Origin of the sequence: Maribacter sp. (assembly GCF_016744255.1) — a bacterium.
Classification (GTDB): domain Bacteria; phylum Bacteroidota; class Bacteroidia; order Flavobacteriales; family Flavobacteriaceae; genus Maribacter_B.
In genome coordinates, this window is record NZ_JADGES010000014.1 from 1 (window position 1) to 23,052 (window position 23,052).

Below are 23,052 nucleotides of genomic sequence, written 5' to 3' on the forward strand. Positions count from 1 at the left end.
ATTTGAAAATTGCAAATTCAATAAAGGAAATAATTTAATTAAAGAAAGTGAAGGAAAATATCTTAACTATAGTAAGTCCGATTTTTCTTTTATTGATTGTATTTGGCTTAACAACAGTTTTACCACACCTTCCACAAATTAAACATTAAAAGAAGTATACTTCTCTTTACAAATTCCATATAATCCTTTTAAGGGACTATAATAATGTCTCTTATCTTTTTTTTTAGAATTTCAACTCATTTTATTTATCCTTTGTAAACTTAAATCGGATATTTGGCGTTTAATATTTTAGAAATAACATTTATACTATAAAAAATAAACATATAATGAGTAAAGTAGCATTAATAACGGGTGTAACAGGACAAGATGGCGCCTATTTGAGTGAGTTTTTACTAAAAAAAGGATATATAGTACATGGATTAAAAAGAAGGTCTTCTATGTTCAATACGGATAGAATAGACCACTTATACCAAGACCCACATATTGAGAATAGAAATTTTATTCTGCATTATGGTGATATGACCGATAGTACAAACCTAATTAGGTTAATACAAGAAATTCAGCCAGACGAAATTTATAACTTGGCAGCAATGAGCCACGTACATGTATCTTTCGAAATTCCAGAATATACAGGGAATGCAGATGGCTTAGGTACACTTAGAATTTTAGATGCTGTACGTCTTTTAGGATTAACAAAAAAAACACGTATTTACCAAGCTTCCACTTCTGAATTATATGGAAAAGTGCAAGAGGTACCGCAAAGTGAAACTACACCCTTTTATCCAAGAAGCCCTTATGCTGTTGCTAAAATGTACGCGTACTGGATTACGGTAAACTACAGAGAAGCGTATGGCATGTATGCTTGTAATGGCATTTTATTTAACCACGAATCTCCAATTAGAGGGGAAACTTTTGTAACGCGGAAAATTACTAGAGCTACTTCTAGAATAGCATTAGGCTTACAAGACAAAATTTACCTTGGTAATTTAGATGCTCAAAGAGATTGGGGTCATGCTAAAGATTATGTTCGTATGATGTGGATGATTCTACAAGCAGATGAAGCAGAAGATTGGGTTATTGCCACTGGTAAGACAACCCCTGTTAGAGAATTTGTTAGAATGAGTTTTGCTGAAGTTGGTATTGAGCTGGAGTTTAAAGGTGAAGGTGTTAATGAAAAAGGATACGTTAAAGCATGTAATAATCCAGAATACCAATTAGAAATTGGTAAAGAAATTTTAGCGGTAGACCCTAAATACTTTAGACCTACGGAAGTAGAGTTATTAATTGGTGATGCATCCAAAGCGAATAATAAATTAGGCTGGACTCCTGAATTTGAGCTTAAAGACTTAGTAAAAGATATGATGCAAAGCGATGTAACTCTTATGAAAAAAGACCAGTATTTAAAATCTGGGGGTTACAAAACTTTAAACTATTTTGAGTAAAACAAATGAATAAAGATTCTAGAATATATGTCGCTGGTCACCGAGGCTTGGTGGGCAGCGCTATTATTAAAAATTTAACCCAAAAAGGGTATACCAACTTAATTACAAAAACACATAAAGAATTAGATTTAACGGACAGTAATGCTGTCGCTGATTTTTTTGATGCTAAAAAACCAGAATACGTTTTTCTTGCAGCTGCAAAAGTTGGTGGTATCGTTGCAAATAATACCTATAGAGCAGACTTTATCTATGCTAATTTAATGATACAAAACAATGTAATTCATCAAAGTTATGTACATAAAGTGGAGAAATTATTATTCCTTGGGAGCACATGTATTTATCCAAAACATTGCCCACAACCAATGAAAGAAGAGTATTTATTAACCGATACTTTAGAGTACACGAATGAACCGTATGCGATAGCAAAAATTGCTGGTATAAAGACATGTGAAAGTTACAACCTACAATATGGTACTAACTTCATCTCTGTAATGCCCACCAATTTATATGGTCCTAATGACAACTTCGATTTAGAAAAATCGCACGTATTACCAGCGCTTATTCGTAAAATTCATTTGGGAAAAGCCTTAGAGAACAATAATTGGGAAGCCATACGCAAAGATTTAAATAAATTGCCAATAGAAGGTGTTTCTGGAGAATCCACAGAAATTGATATTTTAAAAGTTTTTAAAAAATATGGTATTGTAAAAAATGACGAGACTGTATCCGTAGAAATATGGGGTTCTGGTAAACCTATGCGAGAATTTTTATGGTCCGAGGATATGGCAGATGCTTGTGTTTTTATTACAGAGAAAAGAGACTTTAAAAACACCTATGATAACACTTTAAAAGAAGTTAGAAACACCCATATAAATATTGGAACAGGTTCTGATATTTCTATTGCTAATTTAGCACAATTAATAAAAGAAGAAATAGGATTTAATGGCAAATTTATTTTTAATTCCAACAAACCAGATGGCACTTTAAAAAAACTAACAGATGTTTCTAAATTAAATGCATTAGGATGGAAGCACAAAATAGAATTGAATAGTGGTATTAAACTACAATACGACTGGTATTTAAATTCTTAATAATTAACATCTACTTTGTTTGCTACTTACTAGAAACAAAGTAGATGTAATTTAAAACTATTCATGGGCTTAGGAAATAAAATATTCAAAGGTGTTGTATGGAGCGCCATTGAACGCCTATCTGTACAAACTGTACAATTCATTATTGGAATATACCTTGCCCGGATATTATCGCCAAATGAGTATGGTATCTTATCTATCTTATTGGTTTTCATTGCTATTTCTCAAGTTTTTATTGATAGTGGGTTTACAAAAGCTTTAATACAAAAGCAAAACAGAACAGAAACAGACATATCAACTGTCTTTTTATTTAATTTAGGGTTGAGCTTTTTATGTTACGCTACTCTTTGGGTCTCCTCTCCTTTTATTGCTCAATTTTATAATATTGAAGAGCTAAGCCTTCTTCTTAGAGTTTTGTCCATTTCACTAATTTTAAATGCAATTTTAACAGTCCCAGTTACCCTTTATACTATAAAATTAGATTTTAAAAAAATAACACAAATAAATCTTGTTACAGCTATAATTGCAGGTCTTTCCGCTATATACTTTGCTAAAATAGGCTATGGTGTTTGGGCCTTAGTAATACAAACATTGTGTAAATCTGGCTTAACGGCCATTCTAATTTGGATAGGATTACATTGGAAACCTACTTGGTCATTTTCTAAAGCATCACTAAAAGAACTTTTTAAATTTGGTTCCAACTTATTAGTTTCCTCCCTTCTAAATACTTTTGTAAACAAATCTTACGAATTAGTAATTGCAAAAACTAACAGTACCAGTGACTTAGGGTATTACACCAGAGGAACTCAGTTTTCAGATATAGTTTTTGCCATTATAAATACTATTATAGACAGAGTATTACTTCCAGGCCTAGCTGAAGTTCAAGACAAAATCGATATACTTGTGTCGTATACCCAAAAGATATTAAAAATTGCATCTCTTTTAATAGTCCCATTTTTTCTTTTTTTAGCTGTAATTGCAGAGCCATTAATTAGAGTATTACTAACTGACAAATGGCTTCTTGCTGTACCAATTATGCAAATATTTTGTATTGCTAGATTAATTACTATACTATCTGGTATTAACGTAAATATATTATATGTTTTAGGCAGAACAGACTTAGCCTTAAAACAACAATACATAAAAATAGCAATAAGAATAATCTTTCTTGTAATTGCATTAAAATTTGGAATAATATATATTGCTTTAGCCGAGTTAGCCTCTACTATAGTACACTTTTTTATAAATACATACCATCCTGGAAAAATAATGAAATATGGAGGATTAAAACAGCTATCTGACTTATCCCCTATTATTATATCGGGTCTTGCTATGTCAACATGTGTATATTTTTTAAACACCCTTATTGAAAATGATATTTTGAAACTATTAGCTTCTCCTTTCCTTGCAATTATTTCATATATTATATTTATTCAATTATTTAAAGTTGAAGAATTTTCTATGTTGATAAAAAAAGTAAAGTCTCGTATTAAAAAATAGTTTGATAAATGAATCATAAAATCTGTTGTATTTTTAATATTGGCGCCCATTATAGAGCTCCTATCTATAGTTTAATGGACAAAGAACTAGAGTGTAGCTTTTATTTTGGAGACACCGTTTTTACTCCTATAAAAACTATGGATTATAGCTTATTAAAAGGATATAAAAAAACCGTAAAAAACAAAAAAATAGCAAAGGGCTGGGTCTGGCAATCTAACGTATGGCAATTAATTTTTAAGCCGTATAAATACTATATAATAAATAGTTCTCCCTATTATGCATCTAACTGGGTAATTTTACTTTTAGCCAAACTTTCCGGAAAAAAGGTATTCGCTTGGACACATGGAATAAAAGGCGGAGAAACTGGTAAGTCTAAGTTTTTAAACAAAGTCTTCTACAAATTATGCGATACCGTTCTTCTTTATGGAGAAAAATCTATGCGTACCATGATTAAGGAAGGATTCAATAAAAACAAATTGGTTCCAATCTATAATTCATTGTATTATGATGAACAGTTAGAAGTTAGAAAAAAATTAGTGCCTTCCGAGATTTATTCTAATCATTTTAAAAATGATGCCCCTACCCTTATTTATATAGGCAGAATACAAAAATCTAAAAAATTAGATTTATTAGTTAAAGCTGTTCATTTAATTAATAAAGAGGAAAGAAAATGTAATTTAGTTTTTATAGGAAAAGAAGTAGAGGATAACGAAATTCAAAGCCTTGTTAATGAACTAAATATAACAGAACAAGTATGGTTCTATGGGTCTAGTTATAATGAAACGGAGATAGGAGAACTCCTATACAACGCAGCAGTATGTGTTTCTCCTGGTCCTGTTGGTCTTACAGCTATACATGCTGCTACCTATGGACTTCCTATCATTAGTAATGACGATTTTTACAACCAAATGCCAGAACATGAGGTAATAAAAGAAGGCGAGTCTGGGGGATTCTATAAAGATGGTGATTTTGAAGATTTATGTTTAAAAATAAACGATTGGATAGATTCTAATCCTAACAAAAGGCAAAAGGCAGAAAACCAATTGCACCGCATTATAGACGAAAAATACAATCCACACTACCAAATTAAAGTTTTAAAACAAGTACTAAATTATTCTTAGCATGAAAATTCTTTGGGTTACTAACTCTATATTTCCAGAACTTGCAGAAAAAATAGGAACCCCTACTCCTACAAGTGGTGGCTGGATGTTTAATTTAGCCAAACAACTCGCTAATTTAAAAAACATAGAACTAATCATTGCGACTGTTAGCGATATAAGCAATACCATTCATGAAAATATTAATGGCATAACGTATTATATTATTCCTACTAAAAAAGGAAGAATGAATTACGATGTAAGTCTTGAAAATAAATGGAAAGAGCTAATAGATAAAGAAAAGCCAGATCTAACACACATACACGGCACAGAATATGCGCATGGAATTGCTTTAATGAATGCATGCCCAAATCTTAAATCGGTTGTTTCTATTCAAGGAATGATTAGCGTTATCTCTAGATACTATGCTGGTGGTATTTCTAAAAAGAATATCACTAAAAAAATAAGCTTACGAGATGTTCTTTTAAGGCAGTCTTTTTTCTCAGGAGAAAAAATGTTAAGATCTAGAGCCAATTCAGAAATTAATTCTCTGCAAAAGGCACAGCATGTAATTGGAAGGACAGATTGGGACAAAGCACATGCAATTACAATAAATCCAAATGTTACCTATCATTTTTGTAATGAAACTTTACGAGAAAATTTTTATAAAACCAAACCATGGAATATTGCAAGTTGCGAAACCAACTCTATTTTTTTAAGCCAAGCTAATTACCCCCTAAAAGGAGCACACCAAGTTATTAAGGCCTTGCCTTATATTTTAAAAAAACACCCAAAAACTAAAATAAAAATAGCGGGTACTTCTACCCCATTTAACTCAGGTAAAAGCCTAATCTCTAGACTAAAAGAAACAGGATACTCAAAGTATCTAAAATATTTAATCCACAAAAATAATTTAAAAAACAATATTCACTTTTTGGGCCCCTTAAATGAGGTTCAAATGATAAAAGAATATCAGAGTTCGCATGTTTTTGTTTGCCCTTCTAGCATAGAGAACAGCCCAAATTCTCTAGGAGAAGCGCAACTATTAGGTGTACCTTGCGTAGGGTCCTATGTCGGAGGTATTCCTAACATGATAAAGCACAAAATAAATGGTCTACTATACCGTTATGAAGAAATAGAAATGCTCGCGGAAAATATTATTTCGATATTTGCAAATGATCAATACGCAACTGAAATTTCTAAAAAAGGATTAATGACAGCTGAAGAGCGGCATAATCCCCAAGGTAACTTAACCCAATTGATTAAAATATATGATACCATTATTGCCTCATAATTAAATGATTTTACTTATAAAGACATATCTTTTATACGCTAAAAACCTAATAGACTTAGGATACAACAAATTCCTTTTTAAATTTAAAAAGGTAAGCTACCAGCAATTTCCTAAAATAAAAGGAAAAATTATGATTACCGGTAATGGAAAATTAAATCTAGGAAAAAACATTAGTATTAATTCCTCTAGAAGCGCTAACCCTATTGGTGGCGATATAAAGACCATAATTGATTTAGGAACAAACGGTAGTTTAGAAATTAATCATTCAACTGGTATTTCTAACGTTACTATTATAGCACATGATTCTGTTACAATTGGAGCATTTGTAAAAATTGGGGGCAGTGTAAAAATTTATGATACTGATTTTCACTCTTTAGATTTTGCTTTAAGAAAAAATAAAGAAACTGATACTGCTAAAACCAAACCAATTATAATAAAAGACAATGCATTTATTGGAGCACATAGTATTATACTAAAAGGGGTTTCCGTTGGAGTATCTTCTATAATTGGGGCTGGTTCGGTAGTTACCAAATCTGTTCCAGATGGAGAAATTTGGGCTGGAAATCCAGCAAAATACATTAAAAAAATATAAAAATTGAAAATTTTATCTTGAAGCTTTTAGATCTAAAAAATATAAAACTAATTGGTGTTCTTAAATTTATTTTAATAACACTTTACTTCATTAACCCCTTAGGTTATGGATATGCTTTTGGTTACATGATAATACTTGTTCTTCTTTTTAATAAAAATTATATTAAAAAATATGCAGACAGAAACTTACTTATTCTAATTATATTTTCTGTAATATTTGCTCTATTTTATGCCCTAGACCCTGTTTCTGGGATACAATTTATTTTTATATATGCTTTTTTTCCTGCTTGTTTTTATGTTATAGGAAAACATATTTCTTCTATTTCATTATCCAGCGAAAGCAGAGTCTCTATTCTATTATTTTTTGGAATTGCATATGCGTCCCCAGCTCTTGTTAGCGTGGGTTTCGATATTATTACAAATGGCTTTGTTCATGCGCAAAGAAATATACCAATGATTTGGGGAGGAGAAAGAGTAGCTGCTACTAATATGGCTGCACATTTTGTTCTTACCATGTGCTTTCCAGGCATCTTAATTATAAAATCTAGCTCCATTAAATTAAAAACCCGAATAATTCTTTTAGCAATATTTATAATTAGCGTACTTTGTGTTTTACGTTTAGGAAGTAGAACCCAAATATCTATTCTAATATTTACTTTTGCTTTTTCGATTTTATATAAAATTTCTAAACAATCTATACAGAAAAATATTTTTGCTTTTATAACGGTTGCCGTGTTAATGCTTTTTGCTTTTCAGTTTGTAAATGACGAAATAGGAGATAAACTTTTTAGTGCCTTTGCAGATAGAGCTGGCAGCAAAAAATATGGAGCCTCATCAGCAGGTGGTAGAACAGAAAGATGGATGTTATCCTTAGAAAGTTTAATAACAAAACCTTTAGGCTGGTCTGTAGATGATTTTGGTTATTCTCATAACTTCTGGCTAGATGTTGCCCGAATGGGAGGTATTTTAACACTATTTTTCTTACTACTCTTTAGTTTTCGTTCCTTTTGGCAAATTGCAAAAATAGTAGTTCAGAAGTCTACCAATTATTTATTAAACGGATTAATTCTTAACTACGGATTAGCCCTTTTTCTTCTGTTCTTTGTAGAACCAATTCTCAACGGATATTTTATGTCCTTTATATTCTTTTGCTTCATGGTAGGCATGGTGAACATAAATGAATTTAGAAGTAAACAATAAAAAAACACCTTTAACTCCCTACTCAAAAAAAATTGAATTGAAAAAAATAGCCATATTATATACATGCTTTAACCGCAAACAAAAAACATTAGAATCACTAGCCAATGTTTACAACGCTATAGAAGAAAGTAACATTACATCCAAAATATCCATCTATTTAACCGACGATGGCAGTACCGATGGAACTTCTGATGCTGTACGTAATACATTTAAAGATGTTATTATACTCGAAGGGTCTGGTTCTTTATTTTGGGCAGGAGGAATGCGAAAATCATGGAATGAAGCTTTAAAAGAAGATTTTGATGCCTACTTACTACTGAACGATGATACATACGTAATACCTACTCTTTTTAAAGATTTAATGCAAATGAATACTTTTTGTGTAGAAAAGTATAAACAAACGGGAATATACCTTGGTGCGGTAAAAGACCCGAAAACACAAAAAAGAACATACGGCGGGGCCGTACTTACTAATAAATTTCTCTTTAAATATAGAAAATTGAACCCAACAGGTAAAATTCAAGAATGCGATTTAGGGAATGCCAACATCATGTTTGTTACCAAAAGTGTGGTAGATAAAATTGGTATTTTATCTGAGTCTTTTGTGCATGGTGTTGCCGATTATGATTATACCTTAACCGCTGTAAATAAGAAACTTCCTGTTTTATTAAGTGCCACGTACTTGGGAGAATGTGAGAATGACCACGGAGAAAAATATGGCAACTTTACCAACAAATCATATAAAGAAAGAAAAGCACTACTACTTAACCCCGTTGGCTTAGACTTTAAATCTAATATGGCACTAATGAAACGCCATTTTCCTTTTAGAGTACCAATGGTCTTTTTAGCTGGTTGGTTAAAAGTTATTTTCCCCAAATTGTATTTAATAATTAATGAGAAAAGGTGATTTTTATTTTAATAAAATAATATTTATACTTCTCTAATACTAGATTAATTACTCTTGCGTTTCTTATAGTAATTACAATTTTTTATATAGAATTAAAACATTTATTAAAACCTATTAGCCCCAAAATATAGAATATTTTCTATGAAAAATGTATTAATCGTTTATCACTATATAGCACACTATAGAGTTCCTATATTTAATATCCTATCAAAGAGTACTACCCCCAGGTATACTTTATTATCTGGCACTAAAACAGAAATAAACATAAAAACAGCAAGTAAAGAGCTTGCCAAAACTAAAGTTGAAAACGGAGGATTACGATGGATTTTTGTTAAAAATTATTGGTTCTTAAACCTTTTCTTAATTCAGCCTGCAGTATTAAAAAAGAGTCTTTCTAGAGAATATGATACAATTATCTTCTTAGGTGTTATGTACTACCCAACTACATGGCTTGGGGCTATTTTAGCAAAAATGACTAATAAAAAAGTGATTTTCTGGACTCACGGCTATATTAGCAATGAAAAAGGATTTAAAGGGTTCCTTCGAAAAACATTCTATAAACTAGCAGATGAAATTCTTGTTTATGGACAATGGGCAAAGGACATTTTAATATCTAAAGGATTTTCTCCTAAAAAAATAAAATTAGTGTACAACTCTTTGGATTATGATAAACAATTAGAAATAAGGAAAGAAAAGACTGAAATTTTAAACTTATTTAAAAATAACGATTTGCCTACATTTGGATTTATTGGCAGATTAACAAAGCAAAAAAATGTAGACGCCTTAATTGAAGTTTTGTATCGCCTACAAAAAAATAATACAAAAGCAAATTTACTTATAATTGGTTCTGGAGACCAAGAAGAACTTTTAAAAGAAAAAGTTAAAACATATAACTTAGGAGAATTTACATGTTTCTATGGATCTTCTTATGATGAAAAAGAAATATACCAGTTATTAAATTATGTTAAGGTTGTAGTCTCCCCTGGTGAAGTTGGCTTAACTGCCATACATGCTCTCACCTATGGAACACCCGTAATTACACATAATGATTTTAGCAAACAAATGCCTGAATTTGAAGTAATTAAATCCAATATTACTGGCGATTTTTTTAAACATGGCAATGTAACTGAAATGGAAAACGTTTTAAAAAAGTGGCTTTTTGAAAAAAACAAAAAAGATGTCCAAAAAGATTGTTATGCAATCATTGATAATTTTTACAATCCTTACAAACAAAAAGAAATATTTGATTCCGTCGTATGAACCTATTAAACCTGTTATACTTTAAACGAAATTCAAACATTTCAAAAAGTGCAAAAATATATCCGTTTAGTAAAATTAGTAATTCTACTATTTCAGATTTTAGTTATGTAAGTTATAGTTGTATCATAAATGTTAGCACTATTGGTAAATTTTGTTCTATTGCTAATGGCGTTAAAATAGGCTTAGGAATACATCCTACAGATTTTATTTCTACAAGTCCGATATTCTATTCCCCCACAAACCCCCTAAAACATACTATTGTTTCTAAGTCGTGTTTTGAAGAAAATAAAAAAGTAATCATAGGGAATGATGTATGGATTGGTGCAAGTGCCATTATACTAGATGGAATTACAATTGGTGACGGAGCTATTATTGCTGCAAATAGTGTGGTAACAAAAGATGTATCTAAATATTCTATTGTTGGTGGTGTTCCTGCTAAAGAAATAAAAAAAAGATTCTCCCATAGTATTATAGAAAGATTAAATTCTTTAAAGTGGTGGAATCTCCCTATTACTTTTTTTAAAACAAAAAAAGTAATAGAAATTTTTTCCAAAAAAATGGAAGAAGCAAATATTCATGAATTAGAGAAAGTAATAAAAAATTATAAAAATAATTTATAGCTTTTTTAAAGTTAAATAATTACCAATGAAAATCTCCCTTATTACAGGAACTTATAATAGCGAAGAATACATACAAGATTGTGTTTCTAGTATAAATGAGCAAGATTATACTACTATTGAACATATAATTATTGATGGCGCATCTACAGATAATACGATACATATAATAAACAATACAGAAAACAGAGTTACTAAAATAGTATCCGAACCAGACAACGGCATTTATGATGCCATGAATAAAGGCATACAACTAGCCACAGGTGATGTTATTGGTATTTTAAACTCCGATGATTTTTATACCAATTCTAATGTTATCTCAACCGTTATAAGTGCATTTATAAATAATGAAGTAGACTGCGTTTATGGTAACCTATTCTATGTAGACCAAAAGAATCCCTCTATAATAAAACGAAAATGGATAACAGGGGAGTACAATCTAAAAAAAGGTTTTAAAAACGGTTGGCACCCTGCACATCCTGCATTTTTTGTAAAAAAAGAAATTTACAATAAATATGGTTCTTTTGATACTAATTTTAAAATAGCTGCAGATTTTGAGTTGATGCTCCGATTCCTTGACAAACACAAAATAAGCTCTCATTACATTCCTGAAGCTTTAGTAAGAATGAGACTGGGTGGAGAAAGTAATAAGTCTTACCAAAGCAATATAGATGGCAATAAAGAATGTATTAAAGCGTTTAAGAAAAATGACTTATCTATTTCTAAATTATACCCAATAGTAAGACTTTTACCAAAATTGAAACAATATTTTTAATCAATTATTTCATACTTTTTTATTAAAATAATTTCAAAATATTACTTATTCCATAGAATAAACAATATTTTTTTGATTTTACACCAAACTATGCTAGGCCGAAGTAAACTAAATATCCCAGAAAGAAAATTAATCCTTGTAGCAGGAGATGTTATAATTATTATTTCTCTTTTATATTTCTTTTTAAGACATGTAATTGATAACAATACTCTATCTGTATATGCAAACATACTATTATTTGGAATCGGGTTTTTAGCCTATTTCTTCTTGGCTTATGTATTAAATTTTTATTATCTAGGCATCACTTCTAATTACTCGGGAAGAACTATTATTAAAGGTTTTTTAATATCCCTACTTTTTGTTCTGGGAGAAGTATTGCTTTCCGTAATTATTTTTGATATTAGTTTCTGGAGAATAAATCTTTTACTATTCCTTTTTGGAACACCATTACTGCTTTTTTTCTGGAGAAAATTATTCTTCTACGTTTTTAAATTTATATCGACAACCAAAGATGTCCTATACTTTTATAATAAAAGAGGTCATAATTTAGAAAAGGATGTTAGTATTATTAATGGGCATGAAATTAATACATTCTATAATGTTATTGAATCCATAGATTTAGGAGAGGCTGCTGGCTTAACCGAGAAGGAATTAAAAGAGTTAGATACGAATATTGATTCTTGGATTATTGACACCGACACCTCTAAACCGCTACCTAAGAATGTTGAAAAAACAATGCTCGATGCATTTGTGGAAGGAAAAGAAATAGTTACATTCAGTTCTTTTTATGAAAATATTTATGAAGCATTACCCATAATTTCGCACAACGCAAATGAAAGTTGCTCCGAAATTCTACAATTGCAACATACCAGAATAAGGTATTTATATAGAGTATTTAGTTTTACTGTAAACTTTCTTTTAGGATTATTTATTGGCGTCATATTCGCAACGGTTACTCCTTTTGTGTTTCTATTAAATTTACTACTTAACAGAGGCCCTTTATTTTATGTACAACAAAGGATTGGGCAATACGGTAAAGAATTCAATATCTACAAATTTAGATCTATGGTTGTAGATGCTGAAAAATCTGGAGCAAAAATGGCTTCTAAAAATGATGCTAGAATCACTCCATTTGGTAAAATATTAAGAATGTTTAGGGTAGATGAACTCCCTCAGATTTTATCTGTTATAAGGGGTGATATGTTATTCATTGGTCCAAGACCAGAAAGAGAAGTATTCGTTGATAAATTGAATACTATGCTTCCTTATTACAATATTAGACATTTGGTTAAACCAGGAATTACAGGTTGGGCTCAAGTAAAATATAAATATGGAGAAACTTTAGACGATTCTATTCAAAAACTAGAATACGATTTGTACTATATAAAAAGTAGATCTATAACATTGGACCTAAGAATTATATTTAAAACATTTACTACTATAATTTTTTCAAGAGGAGTTTAATAAAATGCCTCTTCTAATATTTATAAAATAAAAACTCCAATCTTATTAAGATTGGAGTTTTTATTTTATTGCATTCCCGTTGTTTTAGAATTCCAAAACAATAAATTCTGACCTTCTATTAACTTTATGCTTACTTTCTGGACAGTAAATACCGTCTGCACACTCGTTCAACAATCTCTCTTCACCATAAGCTTTTACACGTAATTTTTCACTTGAAACACCTTGTTTTATTAAAAAATCTTTTGTTCTTTCCACTCGTTTTTCAGATAGCCAAGAGTTATATTTAGAACTTCCTCTAGAATCTGTATGTGAGGTTATCATAAGCTTTAAGCTAGGTGTCTCTTCTATTAATTCAGCCAAAGAGACTAAAACTTTACTTGACTTTTTAGTTATATAAGAAGAGTTTAAATTAAAATAAACATACCCTAAATTATTAATTTTATCTTCAATTGATTTTTTACGCTGATTTTCTGCATCTATTCTTTCCTTTTCAACAGACGCTAATCTTGCCTTTTCTTTTTCTTGCGCTAGTCTTTCCGCCAATAACACTTCCTCTTTAATTCTATTTACATTCGCAATAGAATCGTTTACACGTTGCTTTTCTTTTTCTTGTTCTTGTAGTAAAGCTAGTTTCTCCTCCCCTTTTTTAGACAAGCCTTTTTCCGTAGCAAATTGATAGACAACTCCTACTGCATGCTGCAAATGGTTTGTTGCACCATTATTACCCATAGCCCATTTACCAGAGGAGCTAAAGTCTAAACCAACTCTATCTGAAAACCATGTTCTAAACCCTACAACAGCATTATATGTACCTCTGCCTACGTTATTAGCATCTGTATACCCTAATCCGCCTCCTACATAGGGATCAAACCAAGCTGTTTGGCCTATTAACTTATTTAAATCATAGGTTACGCGAGCATCAAACCCTAAATAGTCACTTTCCTGCGTTACCAAAGCAGCATCTACAAGCTTACCTTCTTTATACTTATTATACGTAGCTATAGCTTCGACACCTATTCCGCTTTTAAAGTAGCGACCTATACTTATTCTATTTGGATAAGGTGTACTATTCCATTCGTCTTTAAATTTTAAAAGACCATCCGTTACATCGCCAGAGTCATCGACAAAATTATAGCCTAATCCAAACATCCAAGAGCTTTGAACTATGCTGTCTTTTGCTGTAAGCTTTAAGTCTTCTTGAGCAAACATAGCTACACTTAAAAAAAGTGCTGTAATTAATGCGTAGTGCTTTACGTTTTTCATAATTAAGAATTTGGGATATATAATATGTAAAAATATAAAAAGCAATACTTTAGAAACAAAAATCCCTACAAACTGTAGGGATATTCGATAGATAGATTAACTGTAATAATAGTCGATAAACAACCTGTTACTTGATAATAATTTCTTTTTTTGACAGTGCCATTTTGTACACTTTAAATGGACTAACCATTGCGCTTGAAATGACTTTTCCTTTATACTTTTTTGTGTGTAATTCTATTTCTTCCTCTGTTTCTTTTAATACTTCTAACGCTACACTATCTCCTTGGGCATGCTCTCCTTCACATACAACAATTAAAACATTCTTAGAGAAGTCTATCTCTGGCAAAGGTATTCCCGGTTTTCTTACTCTATTTATTTTAGCAAAAAACTTCTGCAAGGCTTTTTGATCTCTTATTATTACATTATCAGCAGTACTTAAACTACTGTAATTATCTTCCATCAATAAGACCAAATTATTGTTTACTACCTGTTGTTTCTCTTTAGAAATTTCTTTTTGCCCTTTGCATGCAAAGCAAATAATTAGTAATAACCCTAAAATATTTTTCATCCTTTTTTATTTATTATCGCATCTACCATCATAGGCTCTTTGATAGATTGCCTCATATAAAGGAAGTACATTCACAATATCAAACTCTTCTGCTACTTTTTCTGCATTACATTTAAATTGCTCTAATGTAGCATCATCACTCAATAAAGAAATAGCATTTTTAGCCATTTCGGTTACATTACCAACATCGCTTAAAAAACCTGTAACACCATGCCTATTTACTTCTGGAATACCTCCTGCATTACTAGATATAACAGGTACTTTATTGATCATAGCTTCTAGAGCTGCTAAACCAAAGCTCTCTGTTTCCGAGGGGAGTAAAAATAAATCTGAAAAGCAAAGAATTTTATCTATCTCGTTACTATTACCTAAGAATATGACCTTATCGGTAATGCCATACGTTTCGCATAACATCTCTGCGTTTTCTTTTTCGGGTCCTTCCCCTACCATAACCAATTTAGAAGGCACCTCCTTTTGTATTTTATTAAAAATATGAATTACATCAGGAATACGTTTTACTTTCCTAAAATTACTAATATGTGTGATAATTTTTTCTCCTTCTTCTGCCATCGCTGTCCGCTGACAATCTGTAAAAGAAGGCTTGTATTTTTTTCTATCTATAAAATTAGGAACAACTTCTATTTCTCCTTTAATATTAAAAAGTTCTAATGTTTTTTGTTTCAGGTTTTCAGAAACAGAGGTTACCACATCCGATTGATTAATGCTAAATGTAACTGCTGGTTTATAAAAAGGGTGTTTCCCAACCAAAGTAATATCTGTACCGTGTAGCGTTGTAATCATTGGTAAGCATATCCCTTCTTCCTCCAGCATTTTTTTTGCCATATAACCTGCATAAGCATGTGGAATAGCATAATGCACGTGTAATAGCTCTATTCCAAAAAGTTTTACAGTATCTACTAATTTACTAGATAATGCTAATTCGTATGGTTGGTAATGAAATAAAGGGTACTCTGGAACATGTACTTCATGAAAATGTATGTTATTTTCTAATAACTCTAAACGAACAGGTTGTTTATAGGTTACAAAATGAACCTCATGCCCTCTATTTGCCAAAGCTATACCTAATTCTGTTGCTACAACACCACTACCTCCAAATGTTGGATAACAAACTATTGCTATTTTCATGTCCCTATTATTTATTTCAAAAAAAAAATTAAACTTAAATAGTGTAATCTATGTCTTTAAAAACTAGAAAAACTTACCATAAAAAACTAAAATTAGGTATTAATTTAAGATAGCCTCATAAATAGCCTTCTGAATTCTTGTTCTTAACCCAGATTTAACTAAAAGTGTGTTTGATGCCGTTGGGTATGTTCTATTAGATAGAAAAACATATACTATTTCTTCTTCGGGATCTGCCCAAGTATAGGTTCCTGTAAATCCACTATGGCCAAAACTCTTACGAGAAACACAGCCACAAGTTGGTCCGCTCTTTTCTAATTGTGGTTTATCAAAACCAACACCGCGACGTACTTTTTTATCGCAAAAATAACAAGTATTAAATTTTTTAACGGTTCTAGAATCTAAAAATCTATCTCCGCCATAATACCCATTCTGTAAATACATCTGCATTATTTTTGCTACATCATTAGCATTGCTAAATAGGCCTGCATGACCTCCTACTCCTCCTTGCATGGCAGCCCCCATATCATGTACATAACCTTGTACGGTTTGATAACGATAATAAGAATCCTCTTCGGAAGGGACTATATTCTCTTTGGAATGATTTTCTAGAGGGTTATAACCTGTTTGAAAGGCTCCAATTCGCTTATATATGAAATCTGAAGCAAGAACATCCAATCCTTTTTTATAAGTATCTTCAATATACTTTTTCATTACATAATACCCCACATCACTATAGCGGTATCTATTAGATTTTAAATCTTGACGACCAATCCTATTATAAATAGAATCTTTATATGCATTTGCTAAAAATAAATTGTCTGCTACTTTTATAGAAAACCCTGGCAAGCTCTTTTCTCTATAAAATTCTTTAGATGGTTTTCTTTTTTCATCCAACGTACTTACATAAAAAGCAATCCAAGCAGGTAATCTTCCATAATGCGATAAGGCTTTTAACACCGTAACATTTTTAATTTCCGTGTTTGCATATGCTGGTACTAGCTCTTGAAAAGTATCATTTAATGCTATTTTCCCTTCTTCTTCCATTTTCATAACCATAGGAAGTGTGGCTAAAATTTTTGTAACAGAAGCCAAATCGTAAATATGATTTGGGGTAATTTTTTTATCTGATTTATAAGTAGGGCTACCATAACCCTTGCTGAAAATTATTTTACCTTTACGTGCTACTAACACCTGAGCACCTGGAAACATTAAAGAATCTAATCCATTTTGAACTAGCCTATCTATTTCTGCAAGTTTAGAAGAGCTTAAACCTACACGTTCTGGGAAACTATATCCTAAACGTTTTAATGATTTTAAAGAAACCCCTGTATTTACAGGAAATACTTTATTTGCAGATACTGGTAATTTACCTTTAGCTGCAATTGCTCCAAATATTACTTGAGCCGTTTTCTCTTGAGCTAACGCACTATTTTGGTACCCAACTACAATACCGTCTATATTATCAAAAGAATTAATATTTAAAAGTGTATATGGCTTAGTAAATAAACTCAGAATTAAATTAGACCCTCTTTCTTTTGCTATTTCTTGAAGAATACTTTTCTCTCTTTTAGAAAGAGAATACGGTTTCCATGGACTTGCATTACTCCTGTGATGCCCAACAATAACCAAATTATAGGCTTTTAGATTATTCTTTAGAGTAGCAATATCTTTCCCTTTTACCTCTATAACCTTAGCATACTTATTTAATTCTTTTAAAAACGGCTTATGGTCCGCATCTCCAAACTTAACATAAGCAATTTTCTTATTCTCTAATTTCTTAATACCCATCAGGTAAAACTTATTCTTTACAACAGTAATTGCATTTTCTATTGCTTCTTCATAAATTAAATCATCTTCTAAGCTATTTAAATCTTGGTGTAAGTTTTTAATAGCAATAGGTTTATATTTATGTAAACCTACTTTATACTTGGCTAGTAAAATTTTCTTTACCGAGTATGCCAAACGGTTTTCTGATATTTTACCTCTATTATATGCTTTTATAAGTTTTTCTTTTGCCTTCTGTACTTCTGTAGGCATTAAAAGAATGTCATTACCTGCCATAAAAGCAGCCAACTCCACATCTCCATGCTTTCCTTGGGTAGCTACCCCTTTCATGTTTAAAGCATCTGTAAAAATTAACCCTTTAAACCTTAGTTGTTCTTTTAAAATGCTGGTGATTATTTGTTCGGATAAAGAAGATGGTAAATTTTTCTTTATTTCTAAACTCGGCACATTTAAATGTGCTACCATTACACTACTTAAGCCTGCTTTGATTAATTGTTTATATGGGTATAACTCCACGCTATCTAATCTGGCTTTTGTAAAATTAATGGTTGGTAACGCTAAATGAGAATCTATGGAAGTATCGCCATGACCAGGAAAATGTTTTCCGCTAGATAAAACTCCTGCACTTTCCATTCCCTGCATAAATGCAATTCCTTTTGCTGCTACATTATATTTATCCTCTCCAAAAGAACGATTCCCAATGATAGGGTTTTGGGGATTGGTATTAATATCTATATCTGGCGCAAAATTAATGTGTACTCCCATGCGTTTGGCATGTTTCCCAATTTGCCTACCCACTTTTTCTACAATAGCATTATCCCTAATTGCTCCAAGTGTCATGTTCCAAGGAAATGCATAGGTCGAGTCTAAACGCATTGCCAAACCCCATTCCGCATCCATACTTACCAATAAAGGTGTTTTTGCATTAGACTGAAATGTATTGGTAAGCTTTGCTTGTTGTACTGGACCTCCTTTAGAGAAGAGGATGCCTCCAATTTTTTGATTTTTAATAAGCGCTATGGTTCTATCTATACTTACTTTATCTTGATTAGATGCTATACTGACCATAAAAAGCTGTCCAAATTTCTCTTCTAAGGACATTTTTTCATAGGTGATATTAACCCATTTTTGTTGGGCTATACTATCTTTTGTAACTAAAGGATTCGATTGCCCATTAACTAAAAGAAAATGGAAAAAAGCAAAAATAAAAATTAGATAAAAACGCATATAAAAATCATGTATGAAAATAACTTAAAACGTACTACATTATTGCATCTTTACGATTTTATCTATGTAGAACCTATTTCAATAAGTTCAAGGATTATACCAAAAATATTACATAAAACGATTGTGCCAACTTTCGGATGCAGGCACTTCCCAATGCTCTAAGTATTCTCCTTTATTGGCTACTAAATTATTAAATACAATAGTATTTAACGAAACCGCTTTATCCTTTGCCATTTTACGAAAATCTGTAAGCGTTTTATAAGCTACATATTCCCCTTGTTTATAGGATACATTCATTTTATCTAACAAAAGAACATCGTGTTTTTTTTCTAAATTCATTATAAAATGAACAGAAGCATCTATAGAACAGCCAGAGGCTGCATTTAAAGATTGATCTAGTGCTAGAATTATAAAACGATTATATCTAATTTCATAACCAGCTTTTAAATCGCTCCCATGAGCGGTCCAATCTTCCACAAATGCATTCAATTCTTTCTTAATCCCCTCTAATTCTTCTTCCGAAAAAGACCTACTGCATTGATATACCCATACTCTAGAAGTATCTGGCAACTCTTTAAAATCTACTAACATTTTCTTTTCTATTTTCTTTTCAATAAAACTATAAATCTTCAGATTCTGCAATAAGTTCTGCAATATCCATAACTGCTACAGAATCTTCTTTCTCTTTACTTTTTACGCCATCTGTCATCATGGTATTACAATATGGACAGCCTGTTGCTATAATGTTGGGGTTTGTTTTAAGCGCGTCTTCTGTTCTTAAAACGTTTATATCCTTATCTCCTTTTTCTGGTTCCTTAAACATTTGGGCTCCTCCTGCTCCACAACATAATGCAGTATTCTTACTTCTTTTCATCTCTACCACATCTGCTTTAATGGTATTTAGCAGTGCTCTAGGAGCATCATATTCATTATTTGCTCTACCTAAATAACAGGGGTCATGAAAGGTTATACGTTTACCATTAAAAACATTTCCTTCCATTTTTAAACGTCCCGTTTTTATTAATTCTTGTATGAATTGTGTATGGTGTATTACCTCATAAATACCTCCTAAGCCTGGGTATTCGTTTTTTAAACAGTTATAAGAATGTGGATCACAGGTTACTATTTTCTTAATTTTATACCCATTAAGCACTTCTATATTCATTACTGCTTGCATTTGAAATAGAAACTCGTTACCTGCCCGTTTGGCAATATCTCCTGTGCAACTTTCTTCGGTTCCTAAAACCGCAAAATTTACATTAGCTTTATTTAATATTTTAACAAAGGCTTTGGTTATTTTTTTTGCTCTATCATCAAAACTACCAGCGGAACCTACCCAAAATAATACTTCGGGCTGCTTGCCTTCTGCCATAAATTGCTCCATAGTTGGAACCTTTAATTGATCGCTCATAACTTTTAATGTTTTGCGTTAGGGATTGAGGCATTTGTTGGAGCTCCTTGTAAAGAGCGACTGCCGAAAGCCTGACCCGAAAGGGAAACGCACTTATTACTTTATTCTTTTACCCAATTTAATCTATCCATTTGATTATAAGGCCATGGGGCTCCATTATTTTCTATATTAGACATCATGTTATTCAGCTCTGTTGGAGCTGCACTTTGCTCCATAACCAAATAACGGCGCATGTCTATAATAATAGATAAAGGATCTATACTTACAGGGCATTCTTCTACACAGGCATTACAACTTGTGCATGCCCAAAGTTCTTCAGGACTAATATAATTTCCTAAAAGTTGTTTTCCGTCGTCTTTAAAAATACCATTATTAGCATCTATGTTTTTACCTACTTCTTCTAAACGATCTCTGGTATCCATCATAATCTTACGTGGAGATAGTTTTTTTCCGGTTAAATTTGCAGGACAGGAAGAAGTGCATCTACCACATTCTGTACACGTATATGCATTAAGTAATTGGACCCAACTTAAATCTTGAACATCGGATGCTCCAAACTTTTCAGGAATCGGAGCGTCTTCTGCTGGTGCAGCAAATGGATCCGCATTTGGATCCATCATAAGTTTAACTTCGTTAGTTACTGCTTCTAAATTAGGAAATTGCCCTTTTGGTTTTACACTACCGTAATACGTGTTTGGAAAGGCTAATAAAATATGAAGGTGCTTAGAATAATATAGGTAATTTAAAAAGAATAAAATTCCTGCAATATGTAGCCACCATGTTGTTCTTTCGATAATTATTAAAGAAGAGACAGACATATCTCCAAAAACAGATGCAATAAATTGACTTACAGGGAAAGCTCCAGCTTTTGTGTAATGTGGCGCATCTAATAATTGCAATTGATAATCTGCAGCATTCATGACTAAAAATAGAGTCATTAAGACTAATTCTATATATAGTATTAGGTTTCCGTCATTCTTTGGCCACCCTTCCATTTCGGGTTTTACAAATCTTTTTATTCTAATAATATTACGACGAATCCAGAAAATAGTTACTGCAACTATTACCAATAGTGCTAGAATCTCAAAAGAACCTATTAATACATCATATAAAGAACCAAGAACGGCTAGTATTCTATGTGTACCAAAAAGACCATCGATAATAATCTCTAAAACTTCAATATTAATAATTACAAAACCTACATAAACAATGATATGCAAGAAACCAGCTATTGGCCTTACCACCATTTTTGTTTGGCCTAAGGCAATTTTGGCCATATTTTTCCATCGCTGAGGTTTATTATCCTCAACATTTACATCCTTCCCTAGTTTAATATTTCTAGAAAGGCGTTTTATATTTTTTGTAAAAAAACCAACACCTACAATTAAAAGTATTGCAAATAAAATGTTAGGAATGTATTCCATATCAACTATTCAATTTTATCCGCAGGATCATCCTGCGGAACAGCGTATTCTTTTTGTTTCTTACCAAATACCGAAACATTTACATAACGCTTAGGGTTTAATCTAAAGTCTTGCAATAACAAATCGAGTTCTTTGGATGCATTATTCAAATTATTATATAATTCTTCATCCTTCATTAACTTCCCTAGTGTACCGTCTCCTTTTTCAATTTTAGACATTAACTTATCTAAATTACCTACAGTAGATTCTAAACTTGTTAATGTTTTCCCTAACCCAGCATTATTAATAGAATCTGTAATACTACTTAAATTAGATGTTAAAGATTGAAAATTGGTTAAAGAACTATCCAACTTACTCTCGTTATTCTTTAAAATGCTATTTAACACGGAAGCACTACCATTAAGACTTTCCATTAGCTCACTTAATCCCGTAATTGCTTTTTGTAAATTTTTTTTTGTTTTAGCATCTAAAATCTCATTTACATTTAGTAAAACCGAATCTGCATCTGTAACTGCAGATTCAAACTTATTAAATAAAGGGGTTAATTTCTGCTGTGCCAGTTCCGTTAAACCAAGTCTAGTTTCGGTCACTAAGGTATCTCCATCCTGAGCATTAGGAGAACCATCAAAAACTGGAATTATCTGAAGGCCTTTTCCCCCTATTATTCCTGTATCGTACAACTCCGCTCTACTACTTTTAGAGAAAACATAATCTTTACCTACAGTAAACGTAACCATTAAATTTCCTATACCGTCTTTAAAACGAATATCATTAACAGTACCTACGTTAAAACCGTTAATAGAAACGGGTGTACCTGGTTGCAACCCTCCAACGTGAGGATATATGGCATATAACTTATTACTGTTATCAAAAAGCGGTGTAGACTTTAGGTAACTGAAACCCATTATAAATAACAAAATACCACCTATTACGATAATTCCTGTTTTAATTTCTTTAGATAATTTCAAATGAGTAAATTTTTCGTTACTA

The 23,052-nt window shown here is 31.6% G+C and carries 20 protein-coding genes; 12 read left to right on the forward strand and 8 right to left on the reverse strand.

Translation table 11 applies throughout. The annotated features are described in order from the left end of the window. The first annotated feature begins 326 nt into the window (after positions 1-326). The 12 genes from gmd to QZZ51_RS04130 all read left to right on the forward strand — a co-directional run bounded on the left by gmd (position 327) and on the right by QZZ51_RS04130 (position 13,238). Positions 327-1,442 carry a GDP-mannose 4,6-dehydratase gene (gmd, locus tag QZZ51_RS04075; protein ID WP_291866317.1) on the forward strand — a complete coding sequence of 372 codons (1,116 nt, stop codon included), beginning with the start codon at positions 327-329 and terminating at the stop codon, positions 1,440-1,442. A gap of 5 nt (positions 1,443-1,447) precedes the next feature. Continuing rightward, the gene (locus QZZ51_RS04080) at positions 1,448-2,533 is read left to right on the forward strand and encodes a GDP-L-fucose synthase (RefSeq protein ID WP_291866320.1); all 1,086 of its coding nucleotides are present in this window, start codon (positions 1,448-1,450) and stop codon (positions 2,531-2,533) included. Between the two features lie 63 nt (positions 2,534-2,596). Beyond that, positions 2,597-4,033 (forward strand): lipopolysaccharide biosynthesis protein, encoded by a 1,437-nt coding sequence (locus tag QZZ51_RS04085; protein ID WP_291866323.1) that lies wholly within the window; start codon positions 2,597-2,599, stop codon positions 4,031-4,033. An 8-nt stretch (positions 4,034-4,041) separates the two neighbouring features. After that, a complete protein-coding gene (locus QZZ51_RS04090; protein ID WP_291866325.1) occupies positions 4,042-5,154 on the forward strand; it encodes a glycosyltransferase in 1,113 nt (370 codons plus the stop codon). A gap of 1 nt (position 5,155) precedes the next feature. Next, the gene (locus tag QZZ51_RS04095) at positions 5,156-6,424 is read left to right on the forward strand and encodes a glycosyltransferase family 4 protein (protein WP_291866328.1); all 1,269 of its coding nucleotides are present in this window, start codon (positions 5,156-5,158) and stop codon (positions 6,422-6,424) included. 4 nt (positions 6,425-6,428) lie between these two features. Further along, positions 6,429-7,016, forward strand: a complete 588-nt coding sequence (locus QZZ51_RS04100; RefSeq protein WP_291866331.1) for an acyltransferase — start codon at positions 6,429-6,431, stop codon at positions 7,014-7,016. Between the two features lie 17 nt (positions 7,017-7,033). Continuing rightward, complete coding sequence (locus QZZ51_RS04105; protein ID WP_291866334.1) at positions 7,034-8,215, forward strand: hypothetical protein; 1,182 nt, start codon at positions 7,034-7,036, stop codon at positions 8,213-8,215. A 37-nt stretch (positions 8,216-8,252) separates the two neighbouring features. After that, positions 8,253-9,122, forward strand: a complete 870-nt coding sequence (locus tag QZZ51_RS04110; protein WP_291866337.1) for a glycosyltransferase — start codon at positions 8,253-8,255, stop codon at positions 9,120-9,122. Between the two features lie 141 nt (positions 9,123-9,263). Beyond that, positions 9,264-10,382, forward strand: a complete 1,119-nt coding sequence (locus QZZ51_RS04115; RefSeq protein WP_291866339.1) for a glycosyltransferase — start codon at positions 9,264-9,266, stop codon at positions 10,380-10,382. After that, positions 10,379-11,002, forward strand: coding sequence for a CatB-related O-acetyltransferase (locus QZZ51_RS04120; RefSeq protein ID WP_291866342.1), 624 nt, complete (start codon positions 10,379-10,381; stop codon positions 11,000-11,002). The genes QZZ51_RS04115 and QZZ51_RS04120 overlap by 4 nt, the downstream gene beginning before the upstream one ends. 25 nt (positions 11,003-11,027) lie before the next feature. Then, the gene (locus QZZ51_RS04125) at positions 11,028-11,774 is read left to right on the forward strand and encodes a glycosyltransferase family 2 protein (protein WP_291866345.1); all 747 of its coding nucleotides are present in this window, start codon (positions 11,028-11,030) and stop codon (positions 11,772-11,774) included. A 72-nt stretch (positions 11,775-11,846) separates the two neighbouring features. Further along, entirely contained in the window at positions 11,847-13,238 is a 1,392-nt protein-coding gene (locus QZZ51_RS04130) for a sugar transferase (protein WP_291866348.1), read from the forward strand. 84 nt (positions 13,239-13,322) lie between these two features. Here QZZ51_RS04130 and QZZ51_RS04135 read toward each other — a convergent pair whose 3' ends face one another. The 8 genes from QZZ51_RS04135 to QZZ51_RS04170 all read right to left on the reverse strand — a co-directional run bounded on the left by QZZ51_RS04135 (position 13,323) and on the right by QZZ51_RS04170 (position 23,030). Beyond that, complete coding sequence (locus tag QZZ51_RS04135; RefSeq protein WP_291866350.1) at positions 13,323-14,501, reverse strand: OmpA family protein; 1,179 nt, start codon at positions 14,499-14,501, stop codon at positions 13,323-13,325. A gap of 127 nt (positions 14,502-14,628) precedes the next feature. Beyond that, entirely contained in the window at positions 14,629-15,069 is a 441-nt protein-coding gene (locus QZZ51_RS04140) for a hypothetical protein (protein ID WP_291866352.1), read from the reverse strand. 6 nt (positions 15,070-15,075) lie between these two features. After that, positions 15,076-16,215 carry an N-acetyl-alpha-D-glucosaminyl L-malate synthase BshA gene (bshA, locus tag QZZ51_RS04145; RefSeq protein WP_291866355.1) on the reverse strand — a complete coding sequence of 380 codons (1,140 nt, stop codon included), beginning with the start codon at positions 16,213-16,215 and terminating at the stop codon, positions 15,076-15,078. 99 nt (positions 16,216-16,314) lie between these two features. After that, positions 16,315-19,227: a glycoside hydrolase family 3 N-terminal domain-containing protein gene (locus QZZ51_RS04150; RefSeq protein WP_291866358.1), complete on the reverse strand. Its 2,913-nt coding sequence runs from the start codon at positions 19,225-19,227 to the stop codon at positions 16,315-16,317. A gap of 108 nt (positions 19,228-19,335) precedes the next feature. Further along, positions 19,336-19,818: an ABC transporter ATPase gene (locus QZZ51_RS04155; RefSeq protein WP_291866361.1), complete on the reverse strand. Its 483-nt coding sequence runs from the start codon at positions 19,816-19,818 to the stop codon at positions 19,336-19,338. 28 nt (positions 19,819-19,846) lie between these two features. Then, a complete protein-coding gene (locus QZZ51_RS04160) occupies positions 19,847-20,638 on the reverse strand; it encodes a (Fe-S)-binding protein (protein WP_291866363.1) in 792 nt (263 codons plus the stop codon). 101 nt (positions 20,639-20,739) lie between these two features. After that, a complete protein-coding gene (locus QZZ51_RS04165; RefSeq protein ID WP_291866366.1) occupies positions 20,740-22,062 on the reverse strand; it encodes a (Fe-S)-binding protein in 1,323 nt (440 codons plus the stop codon). A gap of 5 nt (positions 22,063-22,067) precedes the next feature. Beyond that, entirely contained in the window at positions 22,068-23,030 is a 963-nt protein-coding gene (locus QZZ51_RS04170) for an MlaD family protein (protein ID WP_291866368.1), read from the reverse strand. Between the last annotated feature and the right edge of the window lie 22 nt (positions 23,031-23,052).

Excerpts from the sequence above, each read along its gene's own strand:
- QZZ51_RS04155 (WP_291866361.1), bottom strand. The coding sequence starts at position 19,818 with ATGTTAGTAGATTTTAAAGAGTTGCCAGATACTTCTAGAGTATGGGTA.
- QZZ51_RS04135 (WP_291866350.1), bottom strand. The coding sequence starts at position 14,501 with ATGAAAAACGTAAAGCACTACGCATTAATTACAGCACTTTTTTTAAGT.
- QZZ51_RS04085 (WP_291866323.1), top strand. The coding sequence starts at position 2,597 with ATGGGCTTAGGAAATAAAATATTCAAAGGTGTTGTATGGAGCGCCATT.
- QZZ51_RS04120 (WP_291866342.1), top strand. The coding sequence starts at position 10,379 with ATGAACCTATTAAACCTGTTATACTTTAAACGAAATTCAAACATTTCA.
- QZZ51_RS04125 (WP_291866345.1), top strand. The coding sequence starts at position 11,028 with ATGAAAATCTCCCTTATTACAGGAACTTATAATAGCGAAGAATACATA.
- QZZ51_RS04140 (WP_291866352.1), bottom strand. The coding sequence starts at position 15,069 with ATGAAAAATATTTTAGGGTTATTACTAATTATTTGCTTTGCATGCAAA.
- gmd (WP_291866317.1), top strand. The coding sequence starts at position 327 with ATGAGTAAAGTAGCATTAATAACGGGTGTAACAGGACAAGATGGCGCC.
- QZZ51_RS04090 (WP_291866325.1), top strand. The coding sequence starts at position 4,042 with ATGAATCATAAAATCTGTTGTATTTTTAATATTGGCGCCCATTATAGA.
- QZZ51_RS04095 (WP_291866328.1), top strand. The coding sequence starts at position 5,156 with ATGAAAATTCTTTGGGTTACTAACTCTATATTTCCAGAACTTGCAGAA.
- QZZ51_RS04165 (WP_291866366.1), bottom strand. The coding sequence starts at position 22,062 with ATGGAATACATTCCTAACATTTTATTTGCAATACTTTTAATTGTAGGT.
- QZZ51_RS04115 (WP_291866339.1), top strand. The coding sequence starts at position 9,264 with ATGAAAAATGTATTAATCGTTTATCACTATATAGCACACTATAGAGTT.
- QZZ51_RS04100 (WP_291866331.1), top strand. The coding sequence starts at position 6,429 with ATGATTTTACTTATAAAGACATATCTTTTATACGCTAAAAACCTAATA.
- QZZ51_RS04160 (WP_291866363.1), bottom strand. The coding sequence starts at position 20,638 with ATGAGCGATCAATTAAAGGTTCCAACTATGGAGCAATTTATGGCAGAA.
- bshA (WP_291866355.1), bottom strand. The coding sequence starts at position 16,215 with ATGAAAATAGCAATAGTTTGTTATCCAACATTTGGAGGTAGTGGTGTT.
- QZZ51_RS04150 (WP_291866358.1), bottom strand. The coding sequence starts at position 19,227 with ATGCGTTTTTATCTAATTTTTATTTTTGCTTTTTTCCATTTTCTTTTA.
- QZZ51_RS04080 (WP_291866320.1), top strand. The coding sequence starts at position 1,448 with ATGAATAAAGATTCTAGAATATATGTCGCTGGTCACCGAGGCTTGGTG.